General features: G+C 37.6%; 19 protein-coding genes. 11 read left to right on the top strand and 8 right to left on the bottom strand.

What is annotated here, in order from left to right:
* Nucleotides 1–330: 330 nt before the first annotated feature.
* The 3 genes from J0N78_RS15040 to J0N78_RS15030 form a co-directional block, all read right to left on the bottom strand.
* On the bottom strand, nt 331–1,905 hold the full coding sequence (locus tag J0N78_RS15040) for an AbgT family transporter (protein ID WP_209123935.1): 1,575 nt from the start codon (nt 1,903–1,905) through the stop codon (nt 331–333).
* A gap of 43 nt (nt 1,906–1,948) precedes the next feature.
* Entirely contained in the window at nt 1,949–3,133 is a 1,185-nt protein-coding gene (locus tag J0N78_RS15035) for a M20 family metallopeptidase (RefSeq protein WP_209124047.1), read from the bottom strand.
* Nucleotides 3,134–3,349: 216 nt separating this feature from the next.
* On the bottom strand, nt 3,350–4,648 hold the full coding sequence (locus J0N78_RS15030; RefSeq protein ID WP_209123934.1) for a helix-turn-helix domain-containing protein: 1,299 nt from the start codon (nt 4,646–4,648) through the stop codon (nt 3,350–3,352).
* Nucleotides 4,649–4,894: 246 nt separating this feature from the next.
* Here J0N78_RS15030 and J0N78_RS15025 point away from each other — a divergent pair, with 246 nt between their 5' ends.
* Entirely contained in the window at nt 4,895–5,593 is a 699-nt protein-coding gene (locus J0N78_RS15025; protein ID WP_209123933.1) for an alpha/beta fold hydrolase, read from the top strand.
* A gap of 297 nt (nt 5,594–5,890) precedes the next feature.
* Here the strand turns inward: J0N78_RS15025 and J0N78_RS15020 are convergent, their stop codons facing one another.
* Together J0N78_RS15020 and J0N78_RS15015 are read right to left on the bottom strand one after the other, a co-directional pair.
* Nucleotides 5,891–7,168, bottom strand: a complete 1,278-nt coding sequence (locus J0N78_RS15020) for a BaiN/RdsA family NAD(P)/FAD-dependent oxidoreductase (protein ID WP_209123932.1) — start codon at nt 7,166–7,168, stop codon at nt 5,891–5,893.
* A gap of 263 nt (nt 7,169–7,431) precedes the next feature.
* Nucleotides 7,432–7,512 carry a YjcZ family sporulation protein gene (locus J0N78_RS15015; RefSeq protein WP_209124046.1) on the bottom strand — a complete coding sequence of 27 codons (81 nt, stop codon included), beginning with the start codon at nt 7,510–7,512 and terminating at the stop codon, nt 7,432–7,434.
* A gap of 450 nt (nt 7,513–7,962) precedes the next feature.
* Here J0N78_RS15015 and J0N78_RS15010 point away from each other — a divergent pair, with 450 nt between their 5' ends.
* The 5 genes from J0N78_RS15010 (at nt 7,963) to J0N78_RS14990 (ending at nt 14,133) form a co-directional block, all read left to right on the top strand.
* Nucleotides 7,963–9,603: a putative polysaccharide biosynthesis protein gene (locus tag J0N78_RS15010; protein ID WP_209123931.1), complete on the top strand. Its 1,641-nt coding sequence runs from the start codon at nt 7,963–7,965 to the stop codon at nt 9,601–9,603.
* A 467-nt stretch (nt 9,604–10,070) separates the two neighbouring features.
* Nucleotides 10,071–11,210: a putative lipid II flippase FtsW gene (ftsW, locus tag J0N78_RS15005; protein WP_209123930.1), complete on the top strand. Its 1,140-nt coding sequence runs from the start codon at nt 10,071–10,073 to the stop codon at nt 11,208–11,210.
* A gap of 206 nt (nt 11,211–11,416) precedes the next feature.
* The gene (rodA, locus tag J0N78_RS15000) at nt 11,417–12,595 is read left to right on the top strand and encodes a rod shape-determining protein RodA (RefSeq protein ID WP_209123929.1); all 1,179 of its coding nucleotides are present in this window, start codon (nt 11,417–11,419) and stop codon (nt 12,593–12,595) included.
* A gap of 142 nt (nt 12,596–12,737) precedes the next feature.
* Nucleotides 12,738–13,427 carry a hypothetical protein gene (locus tag J0N78_RS14995; protein ID WP_209123928.1) on the top strand — a complete coding sequence of 230 codons (690 nt, stop codon included), beginning with the start codon at nt 12,738–12,740 and terminating at the stop codon, nt 13,425–13,427.
* Complete coding sequence (locus J0N78_RS14990; protein WP_209123927.1) at nt 13,414–14,133, top strand: pseudouridine synthase; 720 nt, start codon at nt 13,414–13,416, stop codon at nt 14,131–14,133. The genes J0N78_RS14995 and J0N78_RS14990 overlap by 14 nt, the downstream gene beginning before the upstream one ends.
* Before the next feature lie 99 nt (nt 14,134–14,232).
* Here J0N78_RS14990 and J0N78_RS14985 read toward each other — a convergent pair whose 3' ends face one another.
* Both J0N78_RS14985 and J0N78_RS14980 read right to left on the bottom strand, forming a co-directional pair.
* The gene (locus J0N78_RS14985) at nt 14,233–14,451 is read right to left on the bottom strand and encodes a DeoR family transcriptional regulator (protein ID WP_175576473.1); all 219 of its coding nucleotides are present in this window, start codon (nt 14,449–14,451) and stop codon (nt 14,233–14,235) included.
* A 142-nt stretch (nt 14,452–14,593) separates the two neighbouring features.
* Complete coding sequence (locus tag J0N78_RS14980; protein WP_209123926.1) at nt 14,594–14,764, bottom strand: hypothetical protein; 171 nt, start codon at nt 14,762–14,764, stop codon at nt 14,594–14,596.
* Between the two features lie 97 nt (nt 14,765–14,861).
* Here J0N78_RS14980 and pepV point away from each other — a divergent pair, with 97 nt between their 5' ends.
* Entirely contained in the window at nt 14,862–16,280 is a 1,419-nt protein-coding gene (gene pepV, locus J0N78_RS14975; protein ID WP_209123925.1) for a dipeptidase PepV, read from the top strand.
* Between the two features lie 303 nt (nt 16,281–16,583).
* Nucleotides 16,584–17,135, top strand: a complete 552-nt coding sequence (locus J0N78_RS14970) for a hypothetical protein (RefSeq protein WP_209123924.1) — start codon at nt 16,584–16,586, stop codon at nt 17,133–17,135.
* Between the two features lie 66 nt (nt 17,136–17,201).
* On the opposite strand, the gene cysK is transcribed toward J0N78_RS14970, so the two are convergent.
* Nucleotides 17,202–18,140, bottom strand: coding sequence for a cysteine synthase A (cysK, locus tag J0N78_RS14965; RefSeq protein ID WP_209123923.1), 939 nt, complete (start codon nt 18,138–18,140; stop codon nt 17,202–17,204).
* Between the two features lie 184 nt (nt 18,141–18,324).
* Between cysK and thpR the strand changes: the two genes are divergently transcribed.
* The 3 genes from thpR to J0N78_RS14950 all read left to right on the top strand — a co-directional run bounded on the left by thpR (nt 18,325) and on the right by J0N78_RS14950 (nt 20,031).
* Nucleotides 18,325–18,882, top strand: a complete 558-nt coding sequence (gene thpR / locus J0N78_RS14960; RefSeq protein ID WP_209123922.1) for an RNA 2',3'-cyclic phosphodiesterase — start codon at nt 18,325–18,327, stop codon at nt 18,880–18,882.
* 103 nt (nt 18,883–18,985) lie between these two features.
* On the top strand, nt 18,986–19,345 hold the full coding sequence (locus J0N78_RS14955; protein WP_209123921.1) for a CidA/LrgA family protein: 360 nt from the start codon (nt 18,986–18,988) through the stop codon (nt 19,343–19,345).
* On the top strand, nt 19,345–20,031 hold the full coding sequence (locus J0N78_RS14950) for an LrgB family protein (RefSeq protein WP_307794950.1): 687 nt from the start codon (nt 19,345–19,347) through the stop codon (nt 20,029–20,031). The genes J0N78_RS14955 and J0N78_RS14950 overlap by 1 nt, the downstream gene beginning before the upstream one ends.
* Nucleotides 20,032–20,079: the final 48 nt, after the last annotated feature.

Below are 20,079 nucleotides of genomic sequence, written 5' to 3'. Positions count from 1 at the left end.
TACATGAAGTTCGTTTGAAGCATGTGAGTGTAGATGAAGGAATCATCAGAGCACTACAACAATATCATTAGCCTAGAAATGTAAGGGAGCTGTACAATGTACTCGGACATATGGTGGCGGTTTGCTCAAAGTCGTATTTTGTCATCGATGACATTCCAGAATAAATTAGAGATGTTTAACAGCGTTAAGCCGCATTCTTTCATTGAAAAATGCGGCTGTTTTTAAAAATAAGAGTTTGTTTTTGGGTTGAGAAATTTTATGAGTCTTAATTCTAACTCGAAATTTTAATACAACTATATTGTCAATCTAGCAGTAACGACCTAGAGCAAGTTAAGAACTTATGGCCGGTAAAAATACCGGTCCTTCTGGTCCAAGCGGAAGACCTAGCATAAACCACACAACTATAAGGATAATCCAAAAGATACCGAAAAAGATTGAATATGGAAGTAATGCAGCAATTAATGTTCCCATCCCGACTTTTGGATCATAAGCTTTAGCATAAGCAAGTATCAACGGTAAATAGGGAGTCAGCGGTGTGATTGGGTTTGTAATAGAATCACCGATCCGATAAAGCATTTGCGTAAGAGCCGGGTCATAACCCAACAGCATGAACATCGGCACAAATATAGGGGCTAAAATTGCCCATTTCGCTGAAGCACTACCGATAAACAAATTAATGAGTGCTATAACAATAATTAATCCGATAAACAACGGAATTCCCGTAAAACCTACATCCTGCAAAACATTTGCACCTTTAATGGCGAGGATTGGTCCTAAATTACTCCAACTAAAGAAGGCGAGCATTTGTGCAACAACAAATACTAAGACAATATAAGGTCCCATTGTACTCATCGATTTTCCTAGCATATCAGCAACATCTTTACCTGAACGGACCGTCTTTGCACCGATCCCGTAAAACAAGCTAGGGACTAAGAAAAAGATGGTGATTAGAGGAACAAGTGCCGACATAAAAGGTGAATTAGTAATTAATGATCCAGTCTCTGAATTTCTCAATAAAGAATCACTCGGAACCGATAAAAAAAGCAAGGGTACTGCTAAAACGAGCGTCGAGATTCCCGCCCAGCGCAGTCCACGCTTCTCCAATGACGAAAGCTCTTCTACTTGTTCAATTTTTCCTGAATACGTCCCGAAACGAGGAATCGTAATTTTATATGTGACCACTATCGCGACAATTAGCAACAAAAAGGTAGATACAATGATGAAGTAGTAATTCATTGCTGGATTTGCTACATATTCCGGATCAATTATTTGTGCTCCTGTTTGCGTAAAACTAGCGGCTAACACGTCTGCCATGCCAATCACTAAGTTAGCAGCAAATGCCCCAGATGTAGCGGCATAAGCAACAACTAGACCGACAAGCGGATTAAACCCTAGTGACATTAAAACGACAGCAGCAATCGGAGGTAATACTACAGTGGCTGCATCTGCAGCTGCATTTCCTAAAATTGCTAGTAAAATAACGACAGGAATAATCGCTTTCGTTGGAGCAGTAATTACCGTACGCTTCATAAGTGAGGAAAAAAAACCTGTAGCCTCCCCCAAACCAACTCCGATCAAAACGACTAATACCGCACCAAGAGGCGGGAAGCCACTAAAGTTGGTAACCATGCTTGTGAGAAAGTTAATCAAGCCTTCACCAGAGAGTAAGTTTACGGCTGAAATCGTTTCTTTTGTGACTGGATTAACAGCCGATACGTTCGCGAGTGATGCAAAAAAGGAAACAACAAGAATAACAGCTGAAATGATCACGAATAGAATAAGTGGATCCGGTAGCTTGTTTCCGTAAACCTCAATTTTGTCGAGGATTTGATTAAAAAGTCCTTTTTTATTCTCATTTGAAGGTGGGGGCTCTATAGCCTGTGGTTTAGATATTTGATTTTTCATTGGTCGTCCTCCTTTTAGTTTGATAAAGCTGTCTTCATATTTACTATTGACCTAATAACTTAAATGCTGAGTGAACAAACAATTTTACGCCACGCTCCAACGCTTCTTCGTCAAAGGTAAAACGAGGATGATGATGTGGATAAACAATTCCTTTCGCTACATTTCCTGATCCTACGAAAACAAAGCAGCCTGGAGCTTCTTTTGCCAAAGCCGAAAAATCTTCACTTGCCATAAGCGGTGGCATCTGCAGTAGGTATTCCTCACCAAATATGTCACGTACCGTTTCCTCAATTGCTTTTGTTACTTCTTTTTCGTTTATCGTTGGGCTGTATCCGAAATGATAATCGAAATGATAAGAAGCACCGTGAGCTTCGGTAATCCCCTTAACGATTCGTTGGATTAACAGAGGAACTTTTTTACGAATTTCAGGATTGAAGCTACGTACTGAGCCGCTTAATGTTAGTGAATGTGGAATCACATTATATGTGCTTCCTCCGTGGATCTTAGTTACGGAAACAACGAGTTTTTCCAACGGATCGTTGTTTCTGGCAACAATATTCTGGAGATGACTCACCACTTGTGAGCCAATCACAATAGGATCAACCGTTTCCTGCGGTTGAGAAGCATGACCGCCATTTCCTTGAATGGTAATATCAAATGTATCAGCAGCGGCTGTCATTGCACCAAAAGTCAGCCCGATTTTTCCAAGAGGAATTGTTGACATCAAATGAATACCGATAACGTTGTCTACCTTCTTCATTACACCAGCTTTCACCATTTCCTGTGCCCCACCTGGAAACAGCTCTTCAGCATGTTGAAATAAAAAACGTACCTCCCCTTTAATTTCGTGCTTTAACAGTGTAAGAATTTTTGCCGTACCAAGCAGCATCGCTGTGTGTCCGTCATGTCCGCAAGCATGCATCACGCCTGAATTCTTTGACACAAAGTCAAAATCATTTTCTTCTTCAATTGGAAGCGCATCCATATCTGCTCGCAGTGCAATAATCTTTCCAGGTTGCTGACCAATTAAACGAGCCATAACACTTGTTTTTGTCGGGCGTGAGATTTCCAAATTACGAAAACTTTGTAGTGTTTCATAAACAAATTGTGCAGTTTTTTCTTCCTGAAAAGATAGCTCTGGATACTTATGTAAATATCTTCGCCATCCAATCACTTCGTCTTTTACTTCCTCGATTAAATCTTGAAACATTGTCATTTTAGACACCATTTCATCTCCTTTTTTAATCATCTTAAGTAACAACTAATAATTAAGTGTACTTTAAGGAAAAAATTCCTTAAATGAAGTATAGTATTTCATGAAATTAATTTCAATAATTTTTTGAAATTTCCAAATGGAAATGTTTATTACTAAATCTAATGGTGGAAGTGTTCTTTTAAATAATTAAACATGCCAAAATAAATAAGCACCCAAAATCATGGGTGCTTATAACAATCGATAAAGTTTACTTGGCCTACCACGAGTGGCATAGGCCTCTTTGCCAACGCATTGTGCCAAACCAACTTCGCACATGTCCGTAACAATTCGCCTTACATTGCGTTCTGTCATCTCTATATGTGCCGCTAAGTCCTTTGTAGTAAAATCGCGCCATCTCATTTTTTGTATGATGGCCGATATTTTTTTATACGTTTTTACACTGATATTCCCTTTTTTTAACTTTTCAATAAGGATTTCATTTTGGGTACGGTTGGCATATTGCAGTTCTCTTTTTTTGCCAGGTGATTCGACAATCTTGCCATCATCTTGAACAATCACGATTTCGCGCTTTTTCATTTCCTTTGAATGTTGAATAGCACGAAAAGCATTTATTTCCGCCGAATAGGCGGTTTCGCCAAAGCCAATTCCAACGGCAACGGTAGTATCTGCTTCAAAAGCCAATTTTTGAATGGTCTCTTCAAGCGTAATAATTTCTCGCTCAATTGCGCCGCGAGAATTAAAAATCATGTATCTACCATTTCCTTTATCTGAAAAAGAACCATTTATTTTTTCAACAAGTTGAATTAACATTTCCTTTAGCCTAAGCTCTAAGTACTGTAAATGATAAGGAGTTTTCATTTCCTCTGCCACTCTGGTAAAATATTCAACTTCAATGATTTCAACTCCAATTTGTGTGTCCTTAAAGTAAGAAGTCTTTACTTTTTCAAAAAGAATCCGAAGAGTTTGTCGTATTTCCATTTTACTCATCGACAACCGATAGGCTGGAATTCCTTTTTCCCTTAAAGCTTCACACACTGATGGAAAACAAGTTAAAGCGCCTTCAATTTTTCCTTTATTCCATAAATTTAAGTGAAAATCGAATAATTCATTCGTATCAACGTCTAACTCAAACACTTTCGTATAAATTTTGGGGATTTTTATATTTAACTGTGACGAAGCTTCTTCACTAATATTGTTTGAGGACATTGTATCAACACTTAACTGCTCAATAATTTTTCCTTGTTCATAGATCATTTCTAAAAAAGAACTATAAAAACCCGATTCCGTTGCAGGAACATGGACCATTATTTTATCAGTATCTATCGTTTTTTTTGCAACTTCATAGGGAAGTGGACCTGAAAAAAGCCATGCATGTACGTGAGAATTATAATCCTTTACAATTCTTTCTACCTCTTCGGTTTTTACATAAGGAAAAGAGATGAATTCCAACTCATGTTTATATTCCTCTGCCAAATCCAAAATTTGTTTTATAGAAGAGTTTAGGCCGACTAATCCGATTTTATACATCCTGTATTCGACTTCCTTTATCATATGTAATATATTCATGGTTCCTTGGAGAACGTTTTCCTTTTGTACTATTTTATCATGTGACATGAAGGAAAAATAGGCTGTATACTTTATTAATATTTAGGTTTAAAATGGACATAAAAAACTTTGTTCAACATTAAGTACAGAATATTGGCATAATTATTGCGATTAAATTTACAGGAGAAGAAGAATTATAGAGTTTACTACAAATAAGGAGGAAATGAAATGAAAGTGATATTTATTCATGGTGCTGGGGGTTCAAGTAGTAAGTGGCGGAAAATAGATGAACATTTAAGAGAGATTCCGTTTGAATGCATTGACCTACCAGGACACGGATCGAACTCGGAGGAAATCGTAGAAACCGTTGAAGAATATGCAAAAAATGTGAATGATACGATAACTGAAGATGTAATTGTTGTCGGTCACTCGATGGGTGGTATGGTTGGAATAGAATTAGCAGCTATGAATCAGCATGTAAAAGGACTCATACTTGCAGCGTCATTTTATGAGCTTCCTGTCCACCCAAAGATTATTCGTCAATTAGAAACAGGTCACTTCCCAGAATTTCTTTTCCTAGCCTCTTACAGTAAAAATATTGATGAAAGCTTAATAGAAGAAGAAAATGCGGAACTTGATAGGACACCTGTATCCATTGCACTCAATGATTTTAAAGCGTGTGATTCATATGAAAAAGGCAAAGCGACGATTGCACAATTGACGTTGCCCATTCTAGCTATTTTTGGAGAAGAGGATCGATTGCTTCCTCCTAATGCACAAGTAGAAATCATGAATACGAATGAGAATATTCAACTTGAACTTCTTTCTCATGCTGGACATTTTATACAATTAGAACAGCCTAAGCAATTTGCTGAGCTTGTTCTAGCTTTCTATGAAAACATTAAAAATACAATAAATGTAAAATAAATTAAAACTGCACACAAGACAGGAGCCAACTACCCCTGTCTTGTGTTAGTTGGGGCTAATTTTTCAGCCACCATTTTCATTCCTAATGCTAACTGGTTTCAAAAGTGACAAAAAAATCGAATAATTTAAATACTTTTGTCGGAATTTATCATTATTTTGTGTATAATCTTGTGGGTAATCTAATTATTTATCCACAATTTAAACAATATGTAAGGAAAACGTTAATTTAACGTAAAGGAGTTTTACACAATTTGTGGGTGTGTTTATCCACAGGTTGTGCATAAGGTTGTGATTATCTTATGATTTCCTTATAAAATTCTTAGTTCCTGCAGAAAAACCAGCGGTATAACCCGTTGAAAACGCCACGGTAATATTATATCCGCCTGTATATCCATGTATATCTAAAACTTCTCCACAAAAATACAAGCCTTGCTTCTTTTTTGATTCCATCGTTTTCGGGTGAATTTCTTTAACTGAAACTCCCCCTCCTGTCACAAACGCCTTGTCTATCGATAATGTTCCGTTCACTTCAAAGCGAAAATCTTTAATGAGAAGGGATAGCTGACGAAGAAGTTCATTACCTAAGTTCGCACAGCTTATGACTGGATCCAGTTGAATCCTTTCTAAAAAGAAGGTCAGTATTCTATCAGGTAAATAGCCTTTTAACACATTTTTCACTGCTTTTTTCGGTTCATTCTTCGTTAGATCACGTAATTCTTGAAAAATATCTTCAGTCGTTTTATGAGGAAGTAAATCGATACTCATCCAAACGGTTGCCGGTTGGCTTTTTTTCTTCTTTAACTCTTTAACGACAAATTGACTACATCTTAAAACAATTGGCCCTGAAATGCCAAAGTGAGTAAAAATCATATCACCTTCATGGGTAATAACGTTTTTCCCTTTTGCATTAACGACAGACAATTGAACATCTCTTAATGAAAGGCCTTGAAGTGTTTTTGTTTGAATGAATGGTTCATTGGAAGTGATCGGCACTTCAGTTGGATATAAGTCGGTAATGGTATGACCGGCTTTTTTTGCCCAAGGATAACCGTCACCTGTGGATCCCGTGTGTGGAACACTTTTTCCTCCAGTAGCTATAATGACTGCCTCACAATTGATCGTCTCACCATTTTCTAAGATGACCCCAAGTACTTTTTCTTCGTCATATCGAACATCTTTTACAGGGGAATGGGTTCTGATTGTAACCCCAAGTTCTTTTACTCTGTTGATCAACGTTCGTACAACGGTCGAAGCTTTGTCACTGACGGGAAACATTCTCCCACGATCTTCTTCTTTTAAGCGAATACCTAAATTCTCAAAAAACTGGATAATATCTTCATTATTAAATACAGAAAAAGGACTATACATAAACCTTCCATTACCAGGAATATGGGCAATTAATTCATCAAGAGCCATGCGATTTGTGACATTACAACGACCTCCACCCGAAATCCCTAGTTTCCGACCGAGCTGATCCCCTTTATCAATTAGAAGAACAGCAGCTCCTTGACTTGCAGCAGCTATAGAAGCCATCAGTCCAGAGGGACCACCACCGATTACAATAACATCATACATATTGATATAGCACCTTTCATAAATGGTATTTACTCTTTTCTATAGTTTCTTTTTTGATTTTATCATTTGAATTGACTAGTTGCTAATCACTACAACGCGTTGATAAGGAAAAGCGCAAGCGCCCGTTTAGCGGTGCTTGCGCTAGACATCATCTGAAAAGTATACTTTCATATCTGAAAAAAGACGTCAAGTAGACGCCTTTAGTAAGAGGAGGTAATACTATTTTTATGCATACACGAATGAGATATTTATTGTTTTGATGGCTAGCAGTAGAATGTACCGACAATTACTAACAAGATAAACAATACTACGATTAACGCAAAGCTGTTGTTGTATGCGCTCATCACTTGCACCTCCTTTTTTCTTACTTAGTACAACTTATGCAATAAATCACGAAATGTAATAGGTGATATGTGGAAAGTGCAAAATTAAAGGTTGTATTTAGATAGAATGAATAATATATGAAAGTAACGACAATTCAATTGATCATGATAAAAGAGATGAGTACAATAAATAGATGGTAGCTATTTTATTTTCAAAACCTTCACGCTATGCGTGAAGAGCCAAGCATCCGCTTGGCTTACGGTCCAAAAGCTAAAAGCAGCAATCTTTGAGAAAAGAGCCAAATGAAAGTAACATTACATACAACAAAGCGAGATGAAATTATTTTTGTGAATTTGATGGTCCGAAAAAACGAAATTATTTTATAAAAATAATGAAAGATTGACTTGATACTTTGTCAAAATACTGTAGACTGTATATGTTCAGAGGTTGCAAATATTCAGGAGGACTCTATGTCAGACTCTAAACTTCTTCGCGGTACGATGATTTTAACGGCTGCGACGTTCATTTCAAAAATACTTGGTTTAATATATATTTTTCCGTTTAGTGCAATTGTTGGACAGCAAGGGCTAGCCTTATATGCATATGGGTATTTGCCCTATACGGTCATCCTTAGCTTAGCTACGATGGGGGTTCCGCTGGCTGTTTCAAAATTTGTTGCTAAATATAATGCATTAGGAGATTATTATACGGGTAGAAGGTTGTTTCGTTCGGGACTGGTGGTCATGTCGATTACAGGGTTTATGGCGTTTTTAATGCTGTTTTTTATGGCGCCTGTTATCTCTACGTGGATTATTAAAGACCCTAGTGAACTTCAAGGAAGTTCGATGGACGATATGATTTTTACGATTCGCATGGTCAGTACAGCGTTAATTATTGTTCCGATTATGTCAGTTATTCGCGGATACTTTCAAGGTTTTCAATCGATGGGGCCGACAGCGGTATCACAAGTTGTTGAACAAATTGTGCGAATTATATTCATTTTAAGTTTAACATTTTTAATTGTCGGAGTGTATCAAGGTAATATTGGAACGGCTGTTGGCTTTGCGACATTTGGAGCGTTTGTTGGAGCGATCGGTGGACTTAGTGTCCTATTATACTATTGGTTTAAAAGAAAAGAGCTTTTAAATCGTCAAATGAGTGAAAGTACAATTGATCATCAGATTTCTCTTAAAAAGATGTATCGTGAGCTCATTTCTTATGCGCTACCATTATCTTTTGTTGGCCTTGCGATCCCGTTATATCAGCTTATTGATTTATTTACATTTAACAAGGCATTAATGGCCTCAGGAGTTTCACAAGCGGATGCAGAAGTCGCATTCGGGGTGTTTTCCCAATCGTCACATAAGCTTATCCTAATTCCAGTGGCATTAGCTACAGCATTTTCGATTACGCTCGTTCCAACGATTACAAAATCGTTTATTGATGGAGATGAAAAGTTACTGCGAAAACAGGTAACGCAGACCTATCAAATTATCCTATTTTTAACGGTCCCTGCAGCTGTTGGTTTATCGATATTATCATACCCTGCGTTTGGTGTCCTTTTCGGATTTGCAGATGTTGAGATTGGTGGAAGCATCCTTCGCTACTATGCGCCAATTGCTGTGTTCTTTTCATTATTTGCTGTGTCAGCAGCAATATTGCAAGGGATGAATAAACAAAAGTATGCAGTGATTGGTTTAGTGATTGCTCTTGTTGTTAAGCTGGCTTCAAATTATTGGGCAATTTATTCTTTAGGTGCAGTAGGTGGGGTTTTAACGACATATGTTGGGTACGCGATATCGATTGCGATCAATGTGTGGGCGATTGGTAAGTTCGCAAATTATAGTTATCGGTTTATACTTAAGAGGTTTTTGCTCATTTCCATATTTGTAGCGGTAATGGCAATAGTCGTTATAGTATTAAAACATGTGCTAGAGCTTGTTTTTCCAATGACAGGATGGCTGAACGCGTTAATTATCTTAATTCCATCGATAGCTGGTGGCGGATTTGTGTATTTATTTTTTACCGTTCGCTCCCATTTAGCTGGTCATATTTTAGGTCATCGGTTTTCTTTTCTGCGATGGAAGAAAAAGAAAAGTGAAGCACAATAGAAAGAAACAACTAGTGAGAGTTTTTAACACATAGAGAGACATAATGAATGCTAGGGCAAGAAAACTGCCCTAGCATTTTCCTGTACAGATTTCAATAAGAATTAGAGCCATGTGTTAAAACCCGTCTGAATATGAGAAGCCTAGTTGGCGTTCGACTCTACGAAGACGACGATTCAGACGATTGATTTGCTCTTCTTGCTGTTCAACTGTGTGTTCGAGTCTAGATAAGCGACGTTCAATATTACGAGGAAAGGGCGAAAAGTATAAGTCAACTGCCTATTTTTCTACAAGAAGTGCCAGCAAAAGTCTCTTTCTCTTAGTTTCCTGGTTTGATATAATTGTACAAGCATAAAAAATTGAATTTGAATTTCCAATTACGATAGGACAGTAGTCTTCTTTTAAAAGTGTTCACAAAGGAGACTGATAGCCTTTTAAGTTAATTTGAGGCCATAAACTTGGGAGGGGCTATGAAATATTCGTTTACAAAAGACAATGACTGGTTACTTATTGTCGTTACTTTCTTATTAGCAATATTTGGTCTGATTATGGTATTTAGCTCTAGTTACGTTTGGGCTCTTTATACATTTGGTGATTATTACTTCTTTGTAAAGCGACAAGCGGTGTGGCTTGGGATAGGTGTCTTTTTATTTTTCATTGTCATGCATTTCCCATTTCGCCTTTATCGTAAAATATCCCCGATGATTATTTTAGGTTCTGTTATTATTTTGACGCTCGTTTTACTTATTGGGTTAGATGTAAACGGGGCCCAACGTTGGATAAAGATTGGTCCTTTTACATTACAGCCATCTGAGTTTGTAAAATTAGGAATGATTATTTACCTAGCTTCGGTATATAGCCAGAAACAAGCTTATATTAATCAATTTATAAAAGGAGTTATGCCCCCCTTAATCGTCGTAACGATTATCTTAGGATTAATTGTTCGACAACCTGATTTAGGAACAGCTACTTCCATTTTGTTAGTTACGATATTAATCGTATTTTTCTCAGGAGCAAAGATTAAACACTTATTATTTTTAGGCCTTTCGGGAGCAGCTGTGTTTGTGCTTGCAGTTCTTGCAGCCCCTTATCGAATGAAGCGAATTACATCATTCATGGATCCGTTTGCCTACGCTTCAGGAGATGGTTATCAAATTTTGCAATCCTATATAGCGATTGCGCATGGTGGATTGTCGGGTGCAGGTCTTGGACAAAGTGTTCAAAAGCTCATGTATCTTCCTGAGCCTCAAACTGACTTTATATTAGCGATTATCTCTGAAGAGTTAGGCCTGATAGGGGTTGCTTTTGTATTTCTTTGTTATACGATTCTCTTTATTAAAGGTGTGGTCATTGGTATTCGTTGCAAAAATGCTTTTGGAAGCCTATTAGCCTTCGGAATCGTCTTCCAATTTGGGATTCAAATTGTTTTTAACATTGGTGCTGTTTCTGGCTTATTACCGATAACGGGGATTCCATTACCTTTTATTAGTAATGGAGGTTCATCACTACTCGTATCGATGATATCAGTCGCGATATTAGCCAATATTTCAAGGGTAACCCGACAACAAAAGCGCCTCGCTGAAGAGACGGAAAATCGTTTAGGGGCATAACCTGTTTTTTATAAGGTAAGAAAATATAACTTGTCAGTGATGTCTAGCGCAAGCGCCAGCAGCTAGTGGACTTCGCTCTCCTCCTTACGATAAGTCAACATCGGTTCACTATCGATCACCGTGTTACCTTTATCTCGTTAGGAGGGCTTCAGTCCATACGCCGATGAACGGGCGCTTGTGCTTTTCTTAGATAGATGGAGGAAATTATGGAAGAACGTAAATCGAGTTTACAGCAGTTAGATTATACGTTATTGTTTTTACTATTTTTATTAATGTGCATAAGTTTAATGGCAATATATAGTGGTTCGGGTCAGTATTTTTCAAGTGACCCGACCTATTTTGTGAAACGACAAGTTGTTTGGTTTGCCATTGGGATCTTTTTAATGATAAGTGCGATGGTATTGGATTATGATTTATTTCGAAACTTTTCAATACCGTTATATATTATCGGATTAGTGCTACTAGTGCTTGTTGAGCTATTTGGAGTCATTCAAAATGGTTCGCAGCGGTGGATTGGTTTTGGAGGAATTTTATTTCAACCATCTGAATTTGTAAAAATCTTTGTTGTAATTGCTCTCGCTCATTTATTGTACCGAATTACAAAGGATGGTCGAGAGAAAGGATTTAGGTCGGATTGCATTCTTGTTGCCAAAGTTGCAGCTGTTGGGTTGCCACCGTTTTTTTTAATTTTAAAACAACCAGATTTAGGAACGGCTCTCGTGATTGGCAGTATCATTGCAACGATGGTATTAATGTCCGGAGTCGGGTGGAGAATGTTCACCTTACTTGTAACAAGTGTCATTGCAGGTCTTGGATTTTTAGTTTGGCTGCATAATCATTACTTTGTGTTATTTAATAAAATTATTAAAGATCATCAGATGGAACGAATTTATGGCTGGCTTTATCCAGAAGAAAATGCAGGAAGCTATGGTTACCAGCTTGTTGAAGCTTTAAAAGGAATCGGTGCAGGTAGATTGTATGGAAGTGGATACTTACAAGGGATGCAATCACAAAGTGAACCTGCTCGTGTTCCTGAACTTCATACTGATTTTATTTTTACGGTTATTGGTGAGGAGTTCGGTTTTCTTGGCGCTACTATTTTAATCGTTATTTACTTTTTGATATTTTACCGGATGATTGTGATTGCCTTTAGTTGTAATAACTTATTTGGAACCTATTTAGTATCAGGTATTGTCGGTTTATTAGTCTTTCAAATCTTCCAAAATATCGCGATGACGATTGGGTTAATGCCAATAACAGGTTTAGCCCTACCTTTTATTAGTTATGGGGGAAGTGCTTTAATGACCAATATGATAGCGGTTGGTATCGTATTAAATGTCAATATGAGAACGAGGCATTATATGTTTCAAACAGAAGAAGTATAGAAAAAGTGTCCACACTATCAAAAGACGAGATCAAGTACAATTATCATGTTGTGCAGTATCTTGTCATTGAGGTGTTGGACGCTTTTGTTTAAGCGCAGTTAATAAATGCTGTTGATTGAAAACTAGATAGGAAGTGGTAGACGTGATTTTATTTGTCGGATTTGGCCGTTTGACAAAAAGTCTATTGTCATTGAAAGAGAATGAAGCTAATATTCATGTTTTTCATAAAAAGGTCCGAACAAAGGATGATTACGAACAATTCAACGTTAAATTCCTGCAGCCCACTGAGTTTTCTGAAGTAACGCACGTTTTTTTATCATTACCTGCAACTGCTTACCCTAATTTTTTTACTGAATATGGTTCATACTTTCAAAAGGAAACAATTTTTTTTCATATGGCTACAGGATTGTTGAAAGCTGATGTCGAGCCATACATAAAAGGATGTAAAATCGTACCTTGTAAATGTATCGGACAAGCGGATCAAATGGTAGTCGATCAAAAAGCGATGCTGATTGTTCCAAAGCCGTTTGAGGAGGAAAGAAAGTGGCTTCAATCTTTTTTTTCAAAAGGTATCAGTGTGCTTGAAGGGAAAGAAGAGGATGTATTACTCATTAATCAACTGGCTACAAAAAAAGCGCTTGATTTAGCTGTATCATTAAAAACAGAGCTTCAAAACAAAGGATTTGATGAAAAGTGGATTGACCATTCGCTTGAAGTGACCGTTCGTGGGGTGATCAAGAGTTACTGCCATAAGCAGTTAGGAGGCTTTGGTCGAAAACTTTTAGAAGAGATAGAAAAGCAAAATGAGGTGTCGCTAGATGAGAATCGATAAATTGTTAGCTAATGTTGGCTTTGGAACGAGAAAAGAAGTGAAGAAGTTGCTAAAAACCGGTGTCGTGCATGTGGACGGTGAAACTGTTAAGGATGGAAAATTTCACGTCGATCCTGATAAACAGTCGGTTACAGTTCATGGTGAACAAGTGGAATATAAACAATATATTTATTTGATGTTAAATAAGCCAAAAGGGGTTATTTCTGCTACAGAAGATAACCAACATGAAACCGTTATTGATTTATTGGCGTTTGAGCATGCAATATATGAACCATTTCCAGTCGGTAGGCTTGATAAAGATACTGAGGGGTTTCTTATTTTAACAAATGATGGAAAATTATCTCATGAACTGATGTCGCCTAAAAAACATGTTGCTAAAACATATGTAGCAACGGTAAAAGGAGAAGTGACAGAAGAAGATGTTAAAAAGTTCAAAGAAGGGGTAGAACTTGATGATGGGTATGTCACCAAACCTGGACACCTCGTTATCCGCGAAGGAGGTCCGATTTCAACGATTGAGTTAACAATTACAGAAGGGAAATTTCATCAGGTTAAGCGGATGTTTCTTGCCGTAGGAAAAAAAGTTTTGGAATTGAAACGAATTTCAATTGGCCCACTTCACTTAGACCCAAAATTACGTCTTGGTGAATATCGTGAAATGACAGATGAGGAAGTGGAACTGTTAAGAAGCTCTAAAGGAAGCTAATAAATACACTTATCCTTCTGATGTTATCATTGCGCGATGTTGGATTGATAAAGAAAAACAGCCACGTAAATCAGTGGCTGTTTTGGGTTCATTCGAATTTTAAGATACTTTCGTTTTCTTCTTGTTTACGGTCCACTTTCCACGGCTAGGACTAAGTACTAAATCATTATACTCTAAGACGTTCAAGTCTCTCTGGATCGTTCTTTGAGTTATGCCAAACTCTTCAACCAATTCATTCGTAGTGACAGTCCCCCTTTGTTTAATATAGAGGTAAATCGACTTAATTCGAGTCAGCATTCGATCAGTTGAAGCTTTCAAAAAACCACTCCTTGTTATAAATGATCGTCCTTACAACCATTGTATTAAAGGGGGGTAATGATCATTCGTGCCAATTACAGTTATGGCTGCATGGTCGAATGAGCAGTGATAGGACATTAGCCTTTAATATCAATGTTCTGTCCTAGAGTTGGGTGAGGGGCTGATGCCTTTTCGGAAGTTGATTTGATGAAACCTCATCAAGCATATTCACTGCAAAAGCTGCTTGTGTTGCCATTGAACTTTTTAGTATATTAATACGTAAAGTTTGTTGTAACTGACTAACATTCGCAACCATCATATGGCTAAAATTCACATCAATTCCCTCCTTGCTACTTATTGTACAATAATTCATTTAATTTAGCAAAGTACCGTGTTACATTTTAGAACAAACGAAAGGCTGTGAAGGAATATTGTCTAAAATTAGTTGGAAGAACGAAGTGGATAAAAGGAAAGCTGAAATTATTAGCGAAACGCGGAAATTCCTGCAGATTCCAAGTGTTTTGGACGAAAGAAGTGCAGGTCCAGGTCACCCATTTGGTATGTCAATTCAGGATGCTTTAACCTTTTTATTAAAAAAAGGTGAAGAATGTAACTTTTCTGTTAAGAATTTAGATGGGTATGCCGGCTACATTGAATTTGGTCAAGGAGAGGAATCTGTCGGCATTTTATGCCATATTGATGTAGTTCCGGAAGGGGAAGGCTGGTCTAGTCCTCCGTACGCTGCTGATATTATTGACGATAAAATCGTTGCTCGCGGGGCGATTGACGATAAAGGTCCGACGATGGCGGCTTATTATGCGATGAGAATCGTCAAAGATTTAGGAATACCATTATCAAAGCGTGTACGAATGATTATTGGAACGGATGAAGAAAGTACGTGGCAATGTGTCGACCATTATTTTAAACATGAAGAAATGCCGACCGTCGGTTTTGCACCAGACGCAGATTTCCCAATTATATACGCCGAAAAGGGAATTTGCGATATTAAGCTTGAGTTTAAGGCTAACGAGGAAACACAAGGGACTTTGCCGTATTTAATTCGATTTCAATCAGGCAGGAGACTCAATATGGTTCCGGATGAAGCGACGGCAACGGTCGAACTTGCGGCTGGAAGTGAAATTAAACTGAAAAAACAGTTTAATCAATTTTTGAAAGCGAATAATTTAGAAGGTTTAACGACAGAAGATAAGAATCAGTTCACTTTTGTTGTAAAAGGAAAATCAGCACATGGAATGGAACCGAAACTAGGTATTAATGCAGGGGTATATTTAAGTCAGTTCTTGCAGAAGTTGCTACCAGATGGTGAAGCGAAGCAATTTGTCGATTTCATTACAGCTTATTTATATATCGACTCAAGAGGACATCGTTTAGGGATTGCTTATTCGGATGAGATTACAGGTGAATTAACGGTCAACTGTGGGCTGATTTCCTATGAAGTTGGTCAAGGTGGAAGTGTTGGGTTAAATATTCGCTACCCTGTGACAAAAAAAGGGGAAGAAATGATTGAGCAGCTTCAATTAGTAGCTAAGGAGCATCATCTTTCACTTCAACTACTCGATCATTCCAAACCACATCATGTGGACAAAGAACATTCTCTTATTCAAGCCTTATCGAAAGTTTATGAGGACCAGACTGGTGAAAAAGCTGAACTTCTTTCTATAGGTGGGGGCACATACGCACGTTCTTTAGAAGCTGGAGTGGCATTTGGACCTTTATTTCCAGGACGTGAAGACGTTGCGCATCAAAAAGATGAGTATATTCTAATTGATGATTTATTAAAAATGACAGCCATCTATGCTCAGGCGATTTATGAGCTAGCTAAAGCATAAACGAGGGTAATTTTTAAGCATATGCGGGGTTGAAGTGCCTGACACTTAGCTTTATTAGTTAACCACAACATTTGCTTGTCGGAGCTAATCAGGCGCCTTCCGCTTTTCTTATGTCTAGCTGCAGTCGCCAGCTCCTCGAGGACAAATAACCTGCCAGATAAAAGTCAAAAAGCGGACTTTGATCAGTCAGAACATTTGCTTGTCGGAGCTAATCAGGCGCCTTCCGCTTTTCTTAGTATAATGTGTACTGTTGTAAGAATAATAAAGACAGCAAACGTTTTTGAGAAGGAGGTATTTTTTATAGTGCAAAAAAAATTACTTTTCATCCTTTTCGGATTGCTTCTTTTTGGTGGAAGCGTTGGGTATGCAAAGGCTGGAGATCATTATAACGAACTTTATTGGAAACCGCAGTCAATCGAAAAGCAATACCAAATCATGGGGTATCAATCGATTCAAGCTGCAGTTAAAAAATTTGAGACCTTATATCAAAAAAAAGTAAGCTTACCTACAAAAAAGCCCCCTATCGAGATTACACATTCTTTTGGAATAATTGACTCTTATAGTTACCCGCCAAAGTTAGAAATAGAGTATATCAATGAAGAGAGACCGAAAGAACAAATCAAAATGTTTGTTATACCAGAGGATCAAGGAATATATAAAAAAGCACCGGTAGCTCAGCTGTATACGTTAGATGATGGAGGAAAAGCGATTCAATTGCGGGATAGATATCACAATATCCTAATATTTCAAAAAGGCGGTTGGGAATATATTCTTGCTAATAGTAAAAGAATTGAGGAGAAAGTATCGATTCATGATTTAATTGACATGGCCAATTCGATTGGAGAAAAAGACTAACTCATTGCTATATAGGTCATGGTGTTGATTTGTAAGACTTTTAGCATGAGTTAGTCAAGTGCATTATTATTTATTTTCAAAATCAAATAAATCAGTTGATAAATAACGCTCTCCTGTATCACAGGCAATGGCAACGACAACGTCATCAGGTGACAATGATTTAGCCACTTCGAGAGCAGCGAAGCATGCAGCACCAGATGAAGGTCCAACGAGTATACCTTCTTTTTGAGCCAGCTCAATGGCTGCCCAATAAGCATCCTCATCTTCAATCTTTTTAATTTCGTTATAAACTCTTTCGTTTAAGATAGGGGGGATAAATCCAGGGCTTGTCCCGACAAGTTTATGTGGTCCTGGTTTTCCTCCAGATAGTACAGGTGAACCTGCAGGCTCAACCACATGAACAGTAGCTTCTGGATAGAATTTCTTTAATTCCTCTCCTGTACCTGTAATCGTTCCACCTGTCCCAGAAGCTGCGACAAAAGCAGATAGTTTCTTTCCGATACTATCGAGCGCTTCTTTGATTTCAACAGCTGTTGTATAACGATGAGCATCAGGGTTAGCCGGGTTTTCGAATTGCATCGGAACAAAGCTATTTGGAATATGTTTAGCTAATTCATGTGCTTTATCAATGGCACCCGGCATTTTTTTTTCGCCGTCTGTTAACACAACTTCCGCTCCGTAAGCTTTTAGAATATTAATACGCTCTTGGCTCATCGTATCTGGCATAGTTAAGATTGCCTTGTACCCTCTTGCTGCAGCGTTCATTGCAAGGCCAATCCCAGTATTACCGCTCGTTGGCTCAATGATTGTCGCTCCTGATTTTAACAAGCCGTCTTTTTCTGCTTGTACAATCATTTGATAAGCAGCACGATCTTTAACGCTGCCACTTGGGTTAAAGAATTCAAGCTTAAGATACACAGCTGCACCTTTTTTATCTGCAATTCGGTTTAGTTTGACTAAAGGGGTATGACCGATTAAATCCGCAATATTGTTTACAACTCGCATGTAGTCACTTCCTTAATATTCTATGTAATAAATTTTCTCAATCTTATTTTATCATATGCAACAGGATAATTCCTATCGTCTAAATTGGTTATATAAACCTATATTATTTGTTTGATAATGTTTTACAAAAATTGTAACGACAAAATATGAGATATTCGTTAAAATATGAAGAGAGGGTGTATTAATGATGAAAACACATTTTTTTTTAGCTATACCTGTATTAGGTCAAGCCAATGTAAGCTTAATAGAGTGGAAAGAGCGTAATATTCAACAGTTCCCATTTCAAAAATGGGTACATCCACACGATTTGCATATCACTCTCGTATTTTTAGGTCATGTAGAAGAAGCTATGTTAAGGAGTCTTGGCGACCACATCGATGAAGTGATCAAAAGCTTTCCGTCATTCGCTCTGACGATTAATGAATTAAATACATTTGGTGAGAAAAATCGACCAAGAATTTTTTGGTCTAGTGTTGAAAAAGAGGAGCGATTATACGATTTACAAAAGAAAGTTGCAAATGCTTGTGCCGATCTGGGAATAGAGATTGAAAATCGCCCGTATCGTCCTCATATCACATTAGCAAGACGCTGGAAGGGGAATGATCATTATTCCTCAACACAGGCTTCGCAATCGTTTACCCAAGAGTATAGAAGCTCATGGAATGTGGACAAATTCCATTTATACCAATCGCATATAGGAAAAAGTCCAGTGTATGAGCCAATTCGTACTTTTTTCTTGTAGAATAAGAAAATATAAATTTCGAGAATGTCTAGCACAAGTCCCCTGTCATGGCTGAACAAGTCACTTGCACTTTTCTTACAAGAAGAGGAGTAGTGTTTTCTTTATGATATTACGTACAGTTCTTCATATTACAATCTTATATTTATTTTATTGGGTGGGAGTATTCATCCAACGGACATTCGATTTATTTATTCCAGGGAGTATCATAGGAATGTTATTATTGTTTGTTCTTTTTGTAACTAAAGTGATCAAACCAAAATGGATCGAATACGGTACCTCCTTGCTATTGAAGCATATGCCTTTATTATTTTTGCCTGTCACTGTAGGAGTATTGAATTTTCTAGACGTATTTTCTGGCAAAGGAATTATTCTTGTTTTTATTGCGTTAATTAGCACGTTAGTAGTTATGGTATGTTCTGGAGCACTAAGTCAATTTCTTGCGACAAGAAAGGAGCAGAAATGATGGATTTATTACTAGCGCTTCTTTTTATAGGTTTAACGGTTATCGTTTATGTGGGTGCTCGCAGCTTTTATCAAAAATATCCTTATCCGTTTACACTACCACTTGTGGTTGGAACTGTCGTAATGATTATTATTTTAGTGGCATTTAACATTCCATACGATACGTATAAGGTAGGTGGTGAATGGATTGAGAAATTATTAGGTCCAGCTGTAGTTGCACTCGCTTACCCTTTATATAACCAGTTAAATATGTTAAAAAAGTACTTTACCTCGATCATCGTTGGTGTATTTGTTGGTGCAATTATTGGGATTGTTAGCGGATTGCAATTAGCGAAGTGGATGGGTGTCGAAGAAATATTAATCTATTCACTTATTCCGAAGTCTGTTACGACTCCCGTTGCAATGGATGTAGCAAAAACAATAGGTGGAGCTCCACCGTTGGCCGCTGTTTTTGTCATGGTTGCTGGTATTGGTGGAGTTGTATTGGCTCCATATATTTTTAAATGCTTTAAAATTAACCACTATATAGGAAAAGGAATTGGGACAGGTAGTGCTGCTCATGCAATTGGAACGGCTAAAGCATTAGAGAATAGTGAGGAAGAAGGAGCAGCAAGCTCGGTAGCAATGACTTTAAGTGCAATCGTTGTGTCGATTTTTGGTCCTATGCTCGTTTTTCTATTAGTCTAGTTTCCTTCTTAGATTCGCACTAATATGTCAAATTAGTAAATGTGGAGG

It is taken from the genome of Alkalihalobacillus sp. BA299 (genome assembly GCF_017745675.1).
GTDB lineage: Bacteria > Bacillota > Bacilli > Bacillales > Bacillaceae_F > Alkalihalobacterium.
This window is presented reverse-complemented; position numbering and strand designations above follow the sequence as displayed.

Bases quoted from the DNA above. Each gene is read 5' to 3' on its own strand.
- J0N78_RS14955 (WP_209123921.1), top strand. From the start codon at position 18,986: ATGATATTACGTACAGTTCTTCATATTACAATCTTATATTTATTTTAT.
- J0N78_RS15025 (WP_209123933.1), top strand. From the start codon at position 4,895: ATGAAAGTGATATTTATTCATGGTGCTGGGGGTTCAAGTAGTAAGTGG.
- J0N78_RS15015 (WP_209124046.1), bottom strand. From the start codon at position 7,512: ATGAGCGCATACAACAACAGCTTTGCGTTAATCGTAGTATTGTTTATC.
- J0N78_RS15020 (WP_209123932.1), bottom strand. From the start codon at position 7,168: ATGTATGATGTTATTGTAATCGGTGGTGGTCCCTCTGGACTGATGGCT.
- J0N78_RS14990 (WP_209123927.1), top strand. From the start codon at position 13,414: ATGAGAATCGATAAATTGTTAGCTAATGTTGGCTTTGGAACGAGAAAA.
- J0N78_RS15040 (WP_209123935.1), bottom strand. From the start codon at position 1,905: ATGAAAAATCAAATATCTAAACCACAGGCTATAGAGCCCCCACCTTCA.
- rodA (WP_209123929.1), top strand. From the start codon at position 11,417: ATGGAAGAACGTAAATCGAGTTTACAGCAGTTAGATTATACGTTATTG.
- J0N78_RS15010 (WP_209123931.1), top strand. From the start codon at position 7,963: ATGTCAGACTCTAAACTTCTTCGCGGTACGATGATTTTAACGGCTGCG.
- J0N78_RS15030 (WP_209123934.1), bottom strand. From the start codon at position 4,648: ATGTATAAAATCGGATTAGTCGGCCTAAACTCTTCTATAAAACAAATT.
- cysK (WP_209123923.1), bottom strand. From the start codon at position 18,140: ATGCGAGTTGTAAACAATATTGCGGATTTAATCGGTCATACCCCTTTA.
- ftsW (WP_209123930.1), top strand. From the start codon at position 10,071: ATGAAATATTCGTTTACAAAAGACAATGACTGGTTACTTATTGTCGTT.
- J0N78_RS15035 (WP_209124047.1), bottom strand. From the start codon at position 3,133: ATGGTGTCTAAAATGACAATGTTTCAAGATTTAATCGAGGAAGTAAAA.
- J0N78_RS14950 (WP_307794950.1), top strand. From the start codon at position 19,345: ATGGATTTATTACTAGCGCTTCTTTTTATAGGTTTAACGGTTATCGTT.
- thpR (WP_209123922.1), top strand. From the start codon at position 18,325: ATGATGAAAACACATTTTTTTTTAGCTATACCTGTATTAGGTCAAGCC.